Origin of the sequence: Streptomyces sp. NPDC060366 (assembly GCF_042725135.1) — a bacterium.
GTDB lineage: Bacteria > Actinomycetota > Actinomycetes > Streptomycetales > Streptomycetaceae > Streptomyces.
In genome coordinates, this window is sequence record NZ_JBHXDC010000002.1 from 18,140 (window position 1) to 34,086 (window position 15,947).

Sequence of the window (15,947 nt, forward strand, 5' to 3'; positions counted from 1 at the left end):
CAGTTTCTCATCTCAGCACTCGTCCTCGATCGTCCGGTCCCGGCCCGCCACGACCCCCAGCACGATCTGCGGCACCATCAGCCCGGCCATCAGCGTGATCGGCAGCTCCCAGCCGCCGCTGTGCTGGTAGAGCACGCCCACCAGCAGCGGCCCGGGAATGGAGATCAGATAGCCGGTGCTCTGCGCGAACGCGGACAGCCGTACGACGCCGGGGCCGGTCCTCGCGCGCATGCCGATCATCGTGAGCGCGAGCGGGAATGCACAGTTGGAGATGCCCAGCAGCAGCGCCCACACCCAGGCCCCGGCGGCGGGCGCGAGGAAGAGGCCCGCGTATCCGGTCAGACCGCAGGCGCCGAGGGCGATGACGATCGGGCCCTGGTTCTTCATCCGGGTGGCCAGCCTCGGGATCACGAAGGCCAGCGGGACACCCATCACCATCGTGACGGCGAGCAGCAGTCCCGCCGTACCGGCCGAGACCCCCGCGTCGCGGAAGATCTGCGGCATCCACCCCATGGTGATGTAGGCGCCCGTGGCCTGGAGCCCGAAGAAGGTGCCGAGCGCCCAGGCGGTGCGGCTGCGGGCGATCCTCAGGGTCGGGGCGGGGGCGGACGTCCGCTTCCGCTCGCCGCCGGTCGTGCTCGCGGCGCCCCTGCGGTCGCGTACGAGCAGCGCGGCCCAGGGCAGTACGGCGACGGCCGCGACAACGGCCCACAGACCGAGTCCGAGGCGCCAACTGCCGCCCAGCGCGCCGGTCATGGGGACGGTCGCTGCGGCGGCCACGGCCGTGCCGGCGGACAGCGACATGGAGTAGAGGCCGGTCATGGTGCCGACCCGGTCGGGGAAGTACCGCTTGACGATCACCGGCATCAGCACATTGCTGACGGCTATGCCCATCAGCGCGAGCGCGCTCGCCGCGAGGAAGGCGGCCGTGCCGTTGGTGAAGGGGCGGATCAGCAGACCGGCCGTGATGGCCACCATGCCCGCGCAGACGACCGCGCCGGGTCCGAAGCGTCGGGCCAGGCGCGGTGCCGTGACACCGAAGACGGCGAAACAGAGCGCCGGGACGGAGGTGAGGACCCCGGCGACGCTGCCGCTCATGTGGAGCCCGTCGCGGACGTCTTCGAGCAGCGCCCCGAGGCTGGTGATGGCGGGCCGGAGGTTGACGGCGGCGAGGACGAGTCCCACGACGAGCAGCCGGGTCAGCCACACGGTCGCCCCGGGGGACGGGGACGGTGCGGCAGAATCGGCGGGCGCGGGCGCGATGTCCTCCCGAGGTGCGAGCGGGGTCGTGGTCTCGTCAAGCATGGAGCCATCATAGAATCATGGGATGATTGGTTGTCCAATCCCGCGGCAGCCGATCCCTTCGTCCCCGGCAACGAGAACTTGGAGCACCATGGCCCTGACCTCCCCCCGGCGATCCGCGCTCTCCGATCAGGTGATCACCGAGCTGCGGAACCAGATCACGTCGGGCGAATGGCCGGTGGGCTCGCGCATCCCGACCGAGCCCGAGCTGGTCGAGCAGCTGGGGGTGGCCCGTAACACCGTCCGTGAGGCGGTCCGCGCGCTGGCGCACAACGGGCTCCTGGACATCCGGCAGGGCTCGGGCACCTATGTCGTCGCCACCAGCGAACTGGCGGGTGTGATGCACCGGCGGTTCGCCGACGCCGACGCCCGGCACATCGCCGAGGTGCGCTCCACCCTCGAGGCCTCGGCGGCGCGGCTGGCGGCCGAGCGGCGTACGGAGCGGGAGATGCGGCAGCTGGAGACGCTGCTGGCACGCCGCGAGGAGGCGTGGGCCGGCGGGGACGCCGAGCTGTTCGTGGCCGCCGACGCGACCCTGCACCTCGCGGTGGTCTCGGCCTCGCACAACGAGGTGCTCACCGCGCTCTACGCGGATTTGAGCGAGCTGATGCGGGACGGGCTGCGCGCCGATGTGGGGCGTGAGCTGCGGCCGGCGTTCCATCTGGACCACGCGCGGCTGGTGGCGGCGATCGGGGCCGGGGACAAGGAGACGGCGGGAGCGGAGGCGGCGAGCCACGCGTTCACGTGCCTGCGTGAGACTGCCTGAGACTCACCCGCCCGCGGGAGACGGCCTGAGGCTCACCCGCCCGCGGGAGACTGCCTGAGACTCACCCGCCCGCGGGAGACGGTCCGAGGCTCACCCGCCCGCGTGAAACCGAGCAGAAGGACTCAGGGCTCGACGCGTGCGTGGCTGACCCAGGCCGAGTCGACTTCCTTCCAGCAGCGTCCGGCGAGCCGGACATGGCGCGCGGGCCCGGCCTCGACGGGGGCGCTGTCGGAGTCGACGTCCCACCAGCGCGCGCACTCCACGTGCAGCTGGACGCGGTCGGTCCCGGGGTACGGGTTGTGGCAGAACGCGGTCACCGACGAGCCCTCGATCGTCGTACGGCAGGAGGCGCCGAACGGGTCGCGCTCACGCCCGTCACGGCCGTCGTCGACATCGACCGCCACCCGCCCGACGCCGGTCCCGTCCGCCACCGCGGTCCTGTTCCTCACCGGGGGCGGCGGCTCGTCCCGTACGAGGGCGGTGACGGCGAGACCCGCCACGATCAGCACCGCCACGGTGAGCGAGGCGGCCACCTTGCGTGCTTTCCGGTACACAGCGACACCTCCTCCCCGATCAGTGTGCGGGGAGTCGTCGCTCTTATCGACTCGTACGACTACGGACGGTGATCGATCACCGTCCCACGACGCGAGGAAGCCGCGTGCCGCCCTCCGGCGGTCACGCGGCTCCCCCGACGCGTCGTGGTCAGGCGCCCATCATGTGGACACCGCCGTCGACGTGGACGATCTCGCCCGTCGTCTTCGGGAAGAAGTCCGACAGCAGCCCGACGACGCCGCGCCCCGTCGGCTCCGGGTCGGCCAGGTCCCAGCCGATCGGCGCGCGGTGGTTCCACACGTCGGCCAGGTCCTCGAAGCCCGGAATGGACTTGGCGGCCATCGACTTGATGGGGCCGGCCGAGATGAGGTTGCAGCGGATGTTCCGGGCGCCCAGGTCGCGCGCCAGGTAACGGTTGGTGGATTCGAGCGCCGCCTTGGCGACGCCCATCCAGTCGTACTTGGGCCAGGCGAACTGCGCGTCGAAGGTGAGCCCGACGACCGAGCCGCCCCGCTCCATCAGCGGCAGACAGGCCGTGGTCAGCGACTTGAGCGAGTACGCCGAGACATGCACCGCCGTGCTGACCTCCTCCCACTCCGCCTCCAGGAAGTTGAAGACACCCTGCGGGCCGAAGGCGATCGAGTGCACGACACCGTCGAGGCTCGCGCCCTCGCCCTGGTGCTCGCGGATCCGGTCGACGAGGGAGTCCAGGTGCTCCTGGTTGGTGACGTCCACCTCGATGACGGGGGCGGGCTTGGGCAGCCGCTTGGCGATGCGCTCGACGAGCGAGAGGCGCCCGAAGCCGGTGAGGATGACGTCCGCGCCCTCTTCCTGCGCGATCTTGGCGGCGTGGAAGGCGATGGAGGAGTCGGTGAGGACACCGGTGATGAGAATGCGCTTGCCGGCGAGGATTCCACTCATGTGATCAGTGACCCATGCCCAATCCGCCGTCAACGGGAATGACGGCTCCAGTGATGTACGCGGCGTCGTCCGAGGCGAGGAAGCGGACCGCGGCCGCGATCTCCTCGGGCAGGGCGTAACGGCCGAGGGGGACATTGGCGACGATCTTCGCGCGCTGCTCGTCGGTGAGCACCTTGGTCATGTCGGTGTCGACGAAACCGGGGGCGACGACGTTGAACGTGATGTTGCGCGAGCCGAGTTCACGGGCGAGCGAGCGGGCGAAGCCCACGAGCCCGGCCTTGGAGGCCGCGTAGTTCGCCTGGCCGGCCGAGCCGAGCAGCCCGACCACGGAGGAGATGAGTACGACGCGTCCGCGCTTGGCGCGCAGCATGCCGCGGTTGGCGCGCTTGACGACGCGGAAGGTGCCGGTGAGGTTGGTGTCGAGGACCGAGGTGAAGTCGTCCTCGGACATCCGCATCAGCAACTGGTCCTTGGTGATACCGGCGTTGGCGACCAGCACCTCCACGGGGCCGTGCGTCTCCTCGATCTCCTTGTAGGCCTGCTCCACCTGCTCGGCGTCGGTGATGTCGCACCGGACGGCGAGGGCACCCGCTTCTGTGAGGGCCTTGGGCGGTTCGCCCGAGCGGTAGGTGATGGCGACCTTGTCGCCGTTGCCGACGAAGGCCAGGGCAATGGCGAGGCCGATGCCCCGGTTTCCTCCGGTGACGAGAACCGAGCGGCTCAACGGAGCACCTTTCGTAGCTGTCTGGTTCCTGGAAAACCTATCGGTCGATCCACCGGTCCGTGGACTCGGGCATTGACAGGGCCTCGGGACGGTCACTGTGGGGTCTCTACATAAACGCGGCGAAAGTCCCCTCCGTACCGCATGATTCACTGCGGACACCTTTACCGAGGCGTGTGAAAGGGAGGCCGACGTGCCCCATGAGGTAGATCAGTCGTTTCTGGCACTGCCGCTGAGGGCGCTCGCCGACGCGGCGCTCGCCAGGGCGCGTGCTCTCGGCGCCGATCACGCCGACTTCCGGTTCGAGCGGGTACGGAGCGCGGCCTGGCGGCTGCGGGACGCCAGGCCCGCCGGTTCCTCGGACTCGACCGACGTCGGGTTCGCGGTCCGGGTCGTGCACGGTGGCGCCTGGGGGTTCGCCTCCGGGGTCGATCTGACGATGGACGCGGCGGCGCGGGTCGCCGGACAGGCCGTGGCGATGGCCAAGTTGTCCGCGAAGGTGATCGCGGCGGCGGGTTCGGACGAGCGTGTGGAGCTGGCCGACGAGCCGGTGCACGCGGAGAAGACGTGGGTGTCGGCGTACGACATCGACCCGTTCGAGGTACCGGACGAGGACAAGACCGGTCTCCTCGCGGAGTGGAGCGCGCGGCTGCTGCGCGGGGAGGGCGTCGCGCATGTGGACGCCTCGCTGCTGACCGTCCACGAGAACAAGTTCTACGCGGACACGGCGGGCACCGTGACCACACAGCAGCGCGTCAGGCTGCACCCGCAGCTCTCGGCGGTCGCCGTGGACGGCGAGAGCGGCGAGTTCGACTCGATGCGCACGATCGCGCCGCCGGCCGGCCGGGGCTGGGAGTACCTGACGGGCACCGGCTGGGACTGGGACTCCGAGCTGGAGCGGATCCCGGCGCTGCTCGCCGAGAAGATGCGCGCGCCGAGCGTCGAGGCGGGGACGTACGACCTGGTCGTCGACCCGTCGAACCTCTGGCTGACGATCCACGAGTCGATCGGGCACGCGACGGAGCTGGACCGGGCGCTCGGTTACGAGGCGGCGTACGCGGGCACGTCCTTCGCGACCTTCGACCAGTTGGGCAAGCTGGCGTACGGCTCGTCGATCATGAATGTGACGGGTGACCGGACGGCGGAGCACGGGCTGGCGACGATCGGGTACGACGACGAGGGCGTCGAGGCCCAGTCGTGGGACCTCGTCAAGGACGGGACCCTCGTGGGCTACCAGTTGGACCGGCGGATCGCGAAGCTGACGGGCTTCGACCGCTCCAACGGCTGCGCGTTCGGCGACTCCCCCGGCCATGTGCCGGTGCAGCGCATGGCGAACGTGTCGCTGCGACCGGATCCGGGCGGGCTCGCCACGGAGGATCTGATCGGCGGTGTGGAGCGCGGGATCTATGTGGTCGGCGACCGTTCGTGGTCGATCGACATGCAGCGGTACAACTTCCAGTTCACCGGGCAGCGGTTCTTCCGGATCGAGAACGGCAAGCTGGCCGGGCAGTTGCGGGATGTCGCCTACCAGGCGACGACGACGGACTTCTGGGGCTCGATGGAGGCGGTCGGCGGACCGCAGACGTATGTGCTCGGCGGCGCCTTCAACTGCGGCAAGGCCCAGCCGGGCCAGGTGGCGGCGGTCTCCCACGGCTGCCCGTCGGCGCTGTTCCGCCGCGTGAACATCCTCAACACGACGCAAGAGGCCGGACGATGACGGGAACCACGGGAACCACGGGAATCGGCCGGGGGTCCGGGGGGCGTCCCCCGGGTCAGCACAGTCTCAACACGACGCAGGAGGCCGGACGATGAGCACGAGCAGCAGCGGTAAGCCGCACGAGATCGTCGAGCGGGCTCTCGCTCTGTCGAACGCCGACGGCTGTGTGGTCATCGCCGAGGAGCGTTCCACCGCCAATCTGCGCTGGGCGGGCAACGCGCTGACGACGAACGGCGTGACCCGCGGCCGTACGCTCACCGTCATCGCGACCGTGGACGGCAAGGAGGGCACCGCCTCCGGTGTGGTGTCCCGATCCGCCGTCACCGCCGACGAGTTGGAGCCGCTGGTGCGCGCCGCCGAGGCCGCCGCCCGTGGCGCGGGCCCGGCGGAGGACGCCCGGCCGCTCGTCGAGGCCGGTGCGGTGTCAAAGGACTTCACCGAGGCGCCCGCCGAGACGACGTCCGCGGTCTTCGCGGACTTCGCGCCGGCGCTCGGTGAGTCCTTCGCGCGTGCCCGGGCCGGCGGCCGTGAGCTGTACGGCTTCGCGAACCACGAGTTCACGTCGACGTATCTCGGTACGTCGACGGGCGTACGGCTCCGTCATGACCAGCCCAACGGCACCCTGGAGCTGAACGCCAAGTCTCCCGACCGGTCGAAATCGGCCTGGGCGGGGCGGGCGACGCGCGACTTCAAGGACGTCGATCCGGCGGCGCTCGACGCGGAGCTGGCGCGGCGCCTCGCGTGGGCGGAGCGCCGGATCGAGCTGCCCGCGGGCCGGTACGAGACGCTGCTGCCGCCCACCGCGGTGGCCGATCTGCTGATCTACCAGCTCTGGTCGTCGTCCGCGCGGGACGCCGCCGAGGGCCGGACGGTCTTCTCCAAGCCCGGCGGCGGCACCCGGGTCGGTGACACCCTCGCGGAGCTGCCGCTGTCGCTGCGCAGCGACCCGAACGAGCCGGGCCTGGAGTCCGCGCCGTTCGTGATCGCGCACTCCTCGGGCGACGACGCGTCGGTGTTCGACAACGGTCTGCCGCTCCACGCGACCGACTGGGTACGGGAGGGCAAGCTGGACCGGCTGATCACCACCCGGCACAGCGCGGAGCTGACCGGGCTGCCGACGGCCCCTCCGGTGGACAATCTGATCCTGGACGGCGGCGGTGAGCGTTCGCTGGAGGAGATGGTCGCCGGCACCTCACGCGGGCTGCTGCTGACCTGCCTGTGGTACATCCGCGAGGTCGATCCGGCGACGCTGCTGCTGACCGGGCTGACCCGGGACGGCGTCTATCTCGTCGAGGACGGCGAGGTCGTCGGCGAGGTGAACAACTTCCGCTTCAACGAGTCGCCGGTCGGTCTGCTCCTGCGGGCGTCGGAGGCGGGACGGACGGAGAAGACGCTGCCGCGTGAGTGGGGCGACTACTTCACCCGGGCCGCGATGCCCGCGCTGCGGGTGCCGGATTTCAATATGAGTTCGGTCAGCCAGGGCGTATAACCTCGGGGGCGTTCCGTCGTCACGGACGCCGGACGGACCTGACTCATCGAAGGAGACGCGAGAAACGTGACGGATATCGTCGAGGAGCTGCGGTGGCGCGGGCTGATCGCCCTGTCCACCGACGAGGACGCACTGCGCAAGGCGTTCGCGGACGGCCCCGTCACGTTCTATTGCGGCTTCGACCCCACCGCGCCCAGCCTGCACCTGGGGAATCTGGTCCAGATCCTCACCATGCGCCGGATCCAGCTGGCGGGGAACCGTCCGCTGGGTCTGGTGGGCGGGGCGACGGGGCTGATCGGCGACCCCAAGCCGAATTCGGAGCGGACACTCAACGAGCCCGAGGTCGTCGGTGAGTGGGTGCAGCGGCTGCGCGGGCAGATCGAGCGGTACCTGGACTTCGAGGGTCCGTACGCCGCGACCATGGTCAACAACCTGGACTGGACGTCGGGTCTGTCGGCGATCAGCTTCCTGCGGGACGTCGGGAAGTACTTCCGGGTCAACAAGATGATCGCGAAGGAGGCGGTCTCGCGGCGGCTGAACTCCGACGCGGGCATCAGCTACACCGAGTTCAGCTACCAGATCCTCCAGGGCATGGACTTCCTGGAGCTGAACCGGCGCTACGGCTGCACGCTCCAGACCGGCGGCAGTGACCAGTGGGGCAATCTGACGGCGGGCACGGACCTGATCCACCGGGTCGAGCCCGAGGCGTCGGTGCACGCCCTGGCCACGCCGCTGATCACCAAGGCCGACGGCACGAAGTTCGGGAAGACCGAGTCCGGCACGGTCTGGCTGGACGCCGAGCGGACGACCCCGTACGCGTTCTACCAGTTCTGGCTGAACGCGGACGACCGGGACGTCTCCAAGTTCCTGCGGATCTTCAGCTTCAAGTCCCGTGCGGAGATCGAGGAGCTGGAGAAGCTGACCGAGGAGCGTCCGCAGGCCCGCGCGGCGCAGCGGGCGCTGGCCGAGGAGCTGACGACGCTGGTGCACGGCGCCGATCAGTGCGCCGGCGTGGTCGCGGCGTCGAAGGCGCTGTTCGGCCAGGGCGAGCTGACCGGGCTGGACGCGGCGACACTGGCGGCGGCCCTGTCCGAGGTGCCGCACGCGCGGGTGGCCGAGCTGGTGCCGGTGGTGGATCTGCTGACGGAGGTCGGGCTGGCGCCGAGCAAGTCGGCGGCCCGGCGCACGGTGAAGGAGGGCGGGGCGTACGTGAACAACGTCAAGGTCACGGACTCCGAAGCCGTACCGGACGCCGGGGAGTTGCTGCACGGGCGCTGGCTGGTGCTGCGTCGCGGCAAGAAGAACCTCGCCGCGGTCGAGGTCACGGCGGACGCGGTCTCCTGACCGGACGGCGAGCCCGCTCAGGACGGCGGATGACAGCGGTACGGCCCGGTACGCGTATGGCGTACCGGGCCGTAGCGCTGTCCGGCCTGGCTGTCCCGAGCGGTCCGGGCCACGCCGGACCGGTCGTCATCTGGAGGCGTTGGCCCGTCTTCTGGCGCCCCGGATCGACGACCAGAGCATGTCGCCCACCCCCACGACGATGATGGCGCCGATCAGCTGGAGCACATGCCGTGTCCAGTCGATGCCCTTGGTGTCCTCGACTCCGAGCCAGCCCGCCGCCGCGTTGCCGAGGATGCTGCCCAGGATTCCGAACACGGTCGTCAGCCACAGTGGGATCTGCTGCTTGCCGGGGATGATCGCTTTGGCGATCAGACCCAGCACCAGGCCCACGATGATTGCCCACAGCCAACTCATGGTCGCCTCCTCGCGCGGCGCACTCTGCGCATGTGGGCCAAGTCTGGGTGTGTCCGGCATACGTCGCATGCCGGACAGGGCCGTACGTGGCCCGGCGGGGCCGCGGTGCGCCGCCGTCGAGCGGTCCCCCCTCTCGTGGGCGACGCACGGCGGGCGTACCGTTGTGCGGGTCCGGCACGGGGAACGGCCGGCGAGGGAATCGGATGGTGGGTCGTGATGCGGAAGCAGCGCAGCGCCGAGGTCTTCCAAATCACGGGAGCGAGGCGGGGGCTCGACGAGGACGTGCGCGGCAGACAGCGGCGCTATGTCATCTCCATGCTGGTGCGCACGCTCGGGATCATCCTGGCCGTGGTTCTGTGGAATGTTGAGCGTTATGTGGCGATTGCGGGCCTCGTACTGGGCATCCTGCTGCCCTATGTGGCCGTCGTGATCGCCAACGGGGGCCGGGAGAGGGCCCGTTCACTGCCGTCGACCCATCTCGACCCGGAGGTCCGGCCGATGATCGCTCCCGCCCCGGTGGCCGGTGGAGCGGAATCCGGCGCGCGGTCCGCGGACTACGAACGGTCGACTCCCCCGCGCGAGCGGACTTGAGCCGGGCGACATCAAAGCTCAAGAAAAGCTCAGATCAATCATGAAGTTCCGGTGCACCTGACCCCACTACCCGTGACATACTTTGTAGGCGCTCCGCATCCCCCGTCGGAGCGACGGACCGACGCCGGGCAGCTCCCCCCGTGGCTGCTCGGCGTCGCCTTTTTTGAGCGTTTTCTCCTGGGATCGGGCCGTATGCGCCAAAGGTCACCGGGCGGCGGACACACTCCGGTCACCGCCTAGGCTTGAGGTCGTGGACCTCTTCGATTTCCCCGGCGCAGCCTCCGGTCCCGACGGACCCGTCTGTTCGGCCAAGGGCTGCCGCGCCGCCGCCGTGTGGGTGCTGGCCTGGAACAACCCCAAGCTGCACACGCCCGAGCGCCGTAAGACCTGGCTGGCCTGCGACGAGCACCGCGAACACCTGTCGTCGTTCCTCGGTGTCCGCGGTTTCCTCAAGGACGTGGTCGCCCTGGCCGAGTGGGAGCGCTCAGCCGCCGATGGCTGACATGGGCCGGTCGGGCTGGAGGAACGTCGGATCGTCCAGGCCGGAGCCCGCCTTCTTGCCCCACATCGCCAGCTTCCAGAGCGTCGCGACGGACTCGTCGGTGGCGTCCGACCGCAGGGCCGCGCGCAGGTCGGTCTCCTCACGCGCGAACAGACAGGTGCGCACCTGACCGTCGGCGGTGAGCCTGGTGCGGTCGCAGGCCGAGCAGAACGGGCGGGTGACGGAGGCGATGACGCCGACCCGGTGCGGTCCGCCGTCCACGATCCAGCGCTCGGCCGGGGCTGAGCCGCGCTCCTCGCCGCCCTCCTCGGTGAGCGTGAAGCGGGTGCTCAGCGACTGGAGGATGTCGCCGGCGGTGATCATTCCGTCGCGCTTCCAGCCGTGCTGGGCGTCGAGCGGCATCTGCTCGATGAAGCGCAGCTCGTAGCCGTTCTCCACGGCCCAGGCGAGCAGCTCGGGGGCCTCGTCGCCGTTGAGCCCCGGCATCAGCACGGTGTTGACCTTGACGGGGGTCAGCCCCGCCTCGCGCGCGGCGGCCAGTCCGTCGAGCACGTCCTGGTGGCGGTCGCGCCTGGTGAGGGTCTTGAAGACGTCGCGCCGCAGGGTGTCGAGGGAGACGTTGACACGGTCGAGGCCGGCGGTCCTGAGCGCCGCGGCCGTGCGCTTGAGCCCGATGCCGTTGGTCGTCAGCGACATCCTGGGACGGGGGGTGAGGGCCGCGCAGCGCTCGACTATCCCGACGAGTCCGGGCCGCAGCAGCGGCTCACCGCCGGTGAAGCGGACATCGCGGACGCCGAGCCGGGTCACGGCGATACGGACGAGTCTGACGATCTCGTCGTCGGTGAGCAGATCGGGCTTCGCGAGCCACTGGAGGCCCTCCTCCGGCATGCAGTACGTACACCGGAGATTGCACTTGTCGGTGAGCGAGACTCGCAGATCGGTGGCCACGCGGCCGTAAGTGTCGATGAGCACTGTGAGCCCCCTTCCCTCGTGATGCCTGTTCCGAGCGTACGGCAGACCTGTGACAACGACGGGGGCCGTTTGCCACGAGGAGCGGCGTGGCCGCGTCGTAGGACTCTACGACGCGGCCATGCCGAAGGCACTCGTTCCGGTGGAGACGATCAGTGCGCTCCGGTGCCGGTGAGCGACTTGACCTCCAGTTCCGCGTACTTCTTGACGTCCGGCTCCTCCTTGGACAGGAGCGATCCCAGCCAGCCGAGCAGGAAGCCGAGCGGGATCGAGATCAGGCCAGGGTTCTCCAGCGGGAAGAACGCGAAATCGACGCCCGGGAACATCGAACTGGGCTTGCTGGAGACGACCGGGGAGAACAGCACCAGCAGGACGGACGAGGCCAGACCGCCGTAGATCGACCAGAGCGCGCCCACCGTGGTGAACCTCTTCCAGAAGAGGCTGTAGAGGAGGGTCGGCAGGTTGGCGGAGGCGGCGACCGCGAAGGCGAGCGCCACCAGACCGGCGACGTTCAGGTCGCGGGCGAGGGCGCCGAGCGCGATGGAGACGACGCCGATGGCGACGGTCGCGTAGCGCGCCGCGCGCACCTCCTCCTTCTCGGTGGCCTTGCCCCGGCGGATGACGTTGGCGTAGATGTCGTGCGCGAACGACGACGAGGACGCCAGGGTCAGACCGGCCACGACCGCGAGGATGGTGGCGAAGGCGACCGCGGAGATGACGGCGAGCAGGACGGCGCCGCCGGTGGAGTCCCCGCCGCCGCCGATCTCCATGGCGAGCAGTGGCGCGGCCGTGTTGCCCGCCGGGTTGGAATCGGTGATCTCCTTCGGGGTGAGCAGCGCCGCGGCGCCGAAGCCGAGGGCGATGGTCATCAGGTAGAAGCCGCCGATGATGCCGATGGCCCAGTTGACGGACTTACGGGCGGCCTTGGCCGTGGGCACGGTGTAGAAGCGGATCAGGATGTGCGGCAGACCGGCGGTGCCGAGGACGAGCGCGATGCCCAGGGAGATGAAGTCGAGCTTCGAGGTCTCCGTGAGGCCGTACTTGAGTCCGGGCTCCAGGAAGGCCGAGCCCTTGCCGCTGTTGGAGGCGGCGGTGCCGAGCAGGTCGGAGACGTTGAAGTTGAACTTCAGCAGCACCAGGAAGGTGATGAGCAGGGTGCCCGCGATGAGCAGGACGGCCTTGACCATCTGGACCCAGGTGGTGCCCTTCATGCCGCCGATGGTGACGTAGAGGATCATCAGGATGCCGACCAGGGCGACGATCAGGATCTTGCCCGCGTCGCTGGTGATGCCGAGCAGCAGGGAGACGAGCACGCCCGCGCCCGCCATCTGCGCGAGCAGGTAGAAGATCGAGACGACGATGGTGGAAGCGCCGGCGGCCGTACGGACGGGACGCTGGCGCATCCGGTAGGCGAGGACGTCGCCCATCGTGTAGCGGCCGGAGTTGCGCAGCGGTTCGGCGACCAGCAGCAGTGCGACGAGCCAGGCGACGAGGAAGCCGATGGAGTAGAGGAAGCCGTCGTATCCGAACAGGGCGATGGCGCCGGCGATACCGAGGAAGGAAGCGGCGGACATGTAGTCGCCGGAGACCGCGAGTCCGTTCTGGAAGGCGGTGAACTGCCGTCCGCCCGCGTAGAAGTCGGCGGCGCTCTTGGTCTGCCGGCCGGCCCACACGGTGATGACGAGGGTCGCGATGACGAACAGGGCGAAGAGCGTGATGATCAGCGGGCGGTGCTCGCTGGCGTCGGAGTTGGCGAGCTGAACTCCCGCGGCCCCGCTCAGCTGGATGGTCGGGCTCACAGGTCGGCCTCCATACGGGACTTGATCGCCGCGCCCTTGGGGTCGAGCTTCTGCGATGCGAACTTCGAGTAGAACCAGGCGATGAGGAAGGTGGTGACGAACTGACCGAGGCCGAAGACGAAGGCGACGTTGATGTTGCCGAAGAGCTTGGTGCCCATGAAGCCGCCGGCGTAGTTGGACAGCAGGACGTACAGCAGGTACCAGGCGATGAAGGCAATGGTCAGGGGGAAGGCGAAGGAGCGGTAGGTACGGCGCAGTTCACCGAACTCGGCGCTCTCCTGGACCTCTACGAACTGTGCTGTCGTGGGCTGGGCGGGGCTGGTGTCCGAATCGCCCTTGGGCGGCGGCGGTCCATCGGTAGCCACGGAATCTCCTCGTGACGCGGGTGCGGTAGGGGTTGTCATGGGTGTCCTCACTCGGGGGGTGATGTTGCTCCACCCCCTGACAACGGCACGGAGAGCGTGCCGAAGTGGTTCAACACCCGCGTTTTTCTGACCGAAATCGTTGCTGAGCAGGGATGATCAGCGATAGCTTCGCTCGTCATGTACCCGTCCATGCGCAACGTGCGCAGGGGCGGCCTCACGGATGATGTGGAGAACCCATGGCTCATCTGAGATCCAGACGGCGGCACGCACTGGTTCTGCCCGTCGGTCTGGCGCTCATCGCCTCGCTCGGCTTCCTGCCGGCCGGGTCGGCATCGGCGGCTCCGGTCGACGACACCCCGGCCGCTGTCTCGACGGACGGCCCGAAGCTGTCGTACGTCGTGAACACCAACGGCGGGCACTCCACCGTCAAATCGGTGAAGAAGGCCATCGCGAAGGCCGGCGGGACCGTAGTGATCGCCTATGACCAGATAGGTGTCATCGTCGTCCATTCGCAGAACCCGGAGTTCGGCAAGACGATCCGCAAGGTGCGGGGAGTCGCTTCGGCGGGAGCCACCCGTACGAAGCCGCTGTCGGCCCAGACCACCACGGACATCGAGGCCGAGCAGCCGCTGTCCGCCAAGGAGGCCAAGGCCGCCACGGCGAAGGCGTCCGAGGACCAGGACGCGCTCGAGCCCCTCCAGTGGGACCTGCCGGCCATCAAGGCCGACAAGGCGCACCAGAAGTCGCTCGGCAGCAGCAAGGTCACGGTCGGTGTGATCGACACGGGTGTCGACGACACCCACCCCGATCTCGCGCCGAACTTCGACCGCCGCGCCTCGGTCAACTGTGTGGGCGGTACGCCCGACACGGCGGACGGCGCCTGGCGTCCCGGCCCCGGGGAGAGTGACCACGGCACGCACGTCGCGGGCACGATCGCCGCGGCCAAGAACGGCACCGGTATCACCGGCGTCGCTCCGGGCGTGAAGGTCTCCGGCATCAAGGTGTCGCAGCCCGACGGCTTCTTCTACACCGAGGCGGTCGTCTGCGGCTTCGTCTGGGCGGCCGAGCACGGCGTCGATGTGACGAACAACAGCTATTACACCGACCCGTGGCTGTTCAACTGCGAGGACGACCCGGACCAGAAGGCTCTGGCCGACGCCGTCACGCGGGCGACCCGGTACGCCGAGGGCAAGGGCGTCGTGAATGTCGCCGCCGCCGGCAACTCCGACCTGGATCTGGGCGCCGACGAACTGACGGACGACTCCAGCCCGAACGACACCACTCCCGGCGAGCGCGTGATCGACCCCAAGGAGTGCCTGGACATACCGTCCCAGGTGTCCGGTGTCGTCACGGTCTCCGCGACCGGTGCGAAGAACCTGAAGGCGTCGTACTCCAACTACGGTCTCGGAGTCATCGACGTCGCCGCTCCCGGCGGTGACCTGACGGCGTACCAGACGCCGGAGGCGCCCGCCGTCAACGGCCTGATCCTGAGCACGCTGCCCGGTGGCCGTTTCGGCTACAAGGGCGGTACGTCGATGGCTTCCCCGCACGCTGCGGGTGTCGCGGCGCTGATCAAGTCGAAGCACCCGTACGCCTCGGCGTGGCTGGTGAAGACGTTGCTGAGTGCCCAGGCCGACGCGACGTCGTGCACCAACCCGTACGACATCGACGGTGACGGCACCGTCGACGCGGTGTGCGAGGGCGGCAAGAACAAGAACGGCTTCTACGGAGCCGGTGTGGTAGACGCGCTGGACGCCGTCCGCTGGTAACAGCGATCGCGTGAGTCAGTGAGTCTGTGAGTGGGTGGGCGGGCCGTCCGGACGGGCGGCCCGCCCACTCATGTCCGGGGCCGGGCCGTGAGGACGCCGGCCGTCAGCAGGGCCTGCGCCGCGATGTAGGTCAGCATGATCCACAGATCGGCGCCCGGCGGCTGCGGCCATTCGGCGACGCCGGTGGCGATGAGCGTGTCGGAGAGCAGGAAGAGCGCGCCGCCCGCGCCTGCGAGCACCCCCAGGCCGCTGGCCCGATAGGCCATGGCGGCCAGCAGCAGGCTGTACACGGCGACGGGGACGCGCAGTTCGGCGGGGAGTCCGGGCCACAGCAGAGCGAGCGTCACAAGGAGCAGCAGGCCGTATCCCACGCCGAGATCGACGCGGGTGCGGCGGCGGCCGAAGAGCGTCAGGTAGCAGAGGTGACCGGCGGCGAAACAGCCCATGCCGGCGAGGAACGCCCCGTCGTCCGACGAGAGCAGGAAGACGTCACCGCCCCAGCCGAGGAGCAGTGCGGCGACGAGCGGCCAGGGCCCGCGCCGGGCGGCCACGTACGCGGCGAGCAACGGCATCAGCAGTGGCTTGGCGAGGAGTTGACCGGTCCGCGAGTCCACGGCGACGGACACCAGCTCGGCGAACGCGGCGACGACGAAGGCCACCAGGAGCGCCTTCGCGAGCCTGCCGCTCGTCCGTCCGTCCACCCGGCCGTTCGCCGGTCCGTCCACC

16 protein-coding genes are annotated in these 15,947 nt (G+C 69.6%); 7 read left to right on the top strand and 9 right to left on the bottom strand.

Annotation, left to right across the window (positions count from 1 at the left end):
• Positions 1-12: 12 nt before the first annotated feature.
• Positions 13-1,305, bottom strand: a complete 1,293-nt coding sequence (locus ACFWHU_RS04880) for a CynX/NimT family MFS transporter (protein WP_385794532.1) — start codon at positions 1,303-1,305, stop codon at positions 13-15.
• Between the two features lie 88 nt (positions 1,306-1,393).
• On the opposite strand from ACFWHU_RS04880, the gene ACFWHU_RS04885 reads away from it, so the two are divergent.
• Entirely contained in the window at positions 1,394-2,068 is a 675-nt protein-coding gene (locus ACFWHU_RS04885; protein ID WP_385794534.1) for a FadR/GntR family transcriptional regulator, read from the top strand.
• Between the two features lie 122 nt (positions 2,069-2,190).
• On the opposite strand, the gene ACFWHU_RS04890 is transcribed toward ACFWHU_RS04885, so the two are convergent.
• The 3 genes from ACFWHU_RS04890 to fabG all read right to left on the bottom strand — a co-directional run bounded on the left by ACFWHU_RS04890 (position 2,191) and on the right by fabG (position 4,265).
• Complete coding sequence (locus ACFWHU_RS04890) at positions 2,191-2,622, bottom strand: hypothetical protein (protein WP_387224009.1); 432 nt, start codon at positions 2,620-2,622, stop codon at positions 2,191-2,193.
• 148 nt (positions 2,623-2,770) lie between these two features.
• Entirely contained in the window at positions 2,771-3,541 is a 771-nt protein-coding gene (gene fabI, locus ACFWHU_RS04895; protein ID WP_385794537.1) for an enoyl-ACP reductase FabI, read from the bottom strand.
• 4 nt (positions 3,542-3,545) lie between these two features.
• Positions 3,546-4,265 carry a 3-oxoacyl-[acyl-carrier-protein] reductase gene (fabG, locus tag ACFWHU_RS04900; protein ID WP_385794538.1) on the bottom strand — a complete coding sequence of 240 codons (720 nt, stop codon included), beginning with the start codon at positions 4,263-4,265 and terminating at the stop codon, positions 3,546-3,548.
• 190 nt (positions 4,266-4,455) lie between these two features.
• On the opposite strand from fabG, the gene ACFWHU_RS04905 reads away from it, so the two are divergent.
• From ACFWHU_RS04905 to tyrS, 3 genes are all read left to right on the top strand, one after another.
• Positions 4,456-5,979 (top strand): TldD/PmbA family protein, encoded by a 1,524-nt coding sequence (locus tag ACFWHU_RS04905; RefSeq protein WP_385794540.1) that lies wholly within the window; start codon positions 4,456-4,458, stop codon positions 5,977-5,979.
• Between the two features lie 91 nt (positions 5,980-6,070).
• Entirely contained in the window at positions 6,071-7,468 is a 1,398-nt protein-coding gene (locus tag ACFWHU_RS04910) for a metallopeptidase TldD-related protein (protein ID WP_385794542.1), read from the top strand.
• Positions 7,469-7,534: 66 nt separating this feature from the next.
• A complete protein-coding gene (tyrS, locus tag ACFWHU_RS04915) occupies positions 7,535-8,812 on the top strand; it encodes a tyrosine--tRNA ligase (RefSeq protein ID WP_385794544.1) in 1,278 nt (425 codons plus the stop codon).
• A 126-nt stretch (positions 8,813-8,938) separates the two neighbouring features.
• On the opposite strand, the gene ACFWHU_RS04920 is transcribed toward tyrS, so the two are convergent.
• Positions 8,939-9,226: a GlsB/YeaQ/YmgE family stress response membrane protein gene (locus ACFWHU_RS04920; RefSeq protein ID WP_385794545.1), complete on the bottom strand. Its 288-nt coding sequence runs from the start codon at positions 9,224-9,226 to the stop codon at positions 8,939-8,941.
• A 216-nt stretch (positions 9,227-9,442) separates the two neighbouring features.
• Here ACFWHU_RS04920 and ACFWHU_RS04925 point away from each other — a divergent pair, with 216 nt between their 5' ends.
• Positions 9,443-9,817: a DUF3099 domain-containing protein gene (locus tag ACFWHU_RS04925; protein ID WP_385794547.1), complete on the top strand. Its 375-nt coding sequence runs from the start codon at positions 9,443-9,445 to the stop codon at positions 9,815-9,817.
• A gap of 250 nt (positions 9,818-10,067) precedes the next feature.
• Positions 10,068-10,319: a hypothetical protein gene (locus ACFWHU_RS04930; protein ID WP_385794549.1), complete on the top strand. Its 252-nt coding sequence runs from the start codon at positions 10,068-10,070 to the stop codon at positions 10,317-10,319.
• Here the strand turns inward: ACFWHU_RS04930 and moaA are convergent.
• The 3 genes from moaA to ACFWHU_RS04945 all read right to left on the bottom strand — a co-directional run bounded on the left by moaA (position 10,302) and on the right by ACFWHU_RS04945 (position 13,452).
• Positions 10,302-11,291, bottom strand: coding sequence for a GTP 3',8-cyclase MoaA (moaA, locus tag ACFWHU_RS04935; RefSeq protein WP_385794552.1), 990 nt, complete (start codon positions 11,289-11,291; stop codon positions 10,302-10,304). The two genes, ACFWHU_RS04930 and moaA, sit on opposite strands and share 18 nt — an antisense overlap.
• A 149-nt stretch (positions 11,292-11,440) precedes the next feature.
• Complete coding sequence (locus tag ACFWHU_RS04940) at positions 11,441-13,087, bottom strand: cation acetate symporter (protein WP_385794554.1); 1,647 nt, start codon at positions 13,085-13,087, stop codon at positions 11,441-11,443.
• Positions 13,084-13,452, bottom strand: coding sequence for a DUF485 domain-containing protein (locus tag ACFWHU_RS04945; protein WP_385794557.1), 369 nt, complete (start codon positions 13,450-13,452; stop codon positions 13,084-13,086). Before ACFWHU_RS04945 ends, ACFWHU_RS04940 begins: the two co-directional genes overlap by 4 nt.
• A 236-nt stretch (positions 13,453-13,688) precedes the next feature.
• Between ACFWHU_RS04945 and ACFWHU_RS04950 the strand changes: the two genes are divergently transcribed.
• A complete protein-coding gene (locus ACFWHU_RS04950) occupies positions 13,689-15,221 on the top strand; it encodes a S8 family serine peptidase (protein ID WP_385794559.1) in 1,533 nt (510 codons plus the stop codon).
• Positions 15,222-15,289: 68 nt separating this feature from the next.
• Here the strand turns inward: ACFWHU_RS04950 and ACFWHU_RS04955 are convergent, their stop codons facing one another.
• Positions 15,290-15,946 carry a lysoplasmalogenase gene (locus ACFWHU_RS04955; RefSeq protein ID WP_387224010.1) on the bottom strand — a complete coding sequence of 219 codons (657 nt, stop codon included), beginning with the start codon at positions 15,944-15,946 and terminating at the stop codon, positions 15,290-15,292.
• Position 15,947: the final 1 nt, after the last annotated feature.

Excerpts from the sequence above, each read along its gene's own strand:
- ACFWHU_RS04880 (WP_385794532.1), bottom strand. The coding sequence starts at position 1,305 with ATGCTTGACGAGACCACGACCCCGCTCGCACCTCGGGAGGACATCGCG.
- ACFWHU_RS04885 (WP_385794534.1), top strand. The coding sequence starts at position 1,394 with ATGGCCCTGACCTCCCCCCGGCGATCCGCGCTCTCCGATCAGGTGATC.
- fabI (WP_385794537.1), bottom strand. The coding sequence starts at position 3,541 with ATGAGTGGAATCCTCGCCGGCAAGCGCATTCTCATCACCGGTGTCCTC.
- ACFWHU_RS04910 (WP_385794542.1), top strand. The coding sequence starts at position 6,071 with ATGAGCACGAGCAGCAGCGGTAAGCCGCACGAGATCGTCGAGCGGGCT.
- ACFWHU_RS04920 (WP_385794545.1), bottom strand. The coding sequence starts at position 9,226 with ATGAGTTGGCTGTGGGCAATCATCGTGGGCCTGGTGCTGGGTCTGATC.
- ACFWHU_RS04925 (WP_385794547.1), top strand. The coding sequence starts at position 9,443 with ATGCGGAAGCAGCGCAGCGCCGAGGTCTTCCAAATCACGGGAGCGAGG.
- ACFWHU_RS04950 (WP_385794559.1), top strand. The coding sequence starts at position 13,689 with ATGGCTCATCTGAGATCCAGACGGCGGCACGCACTGGTTCTGCCCGTC.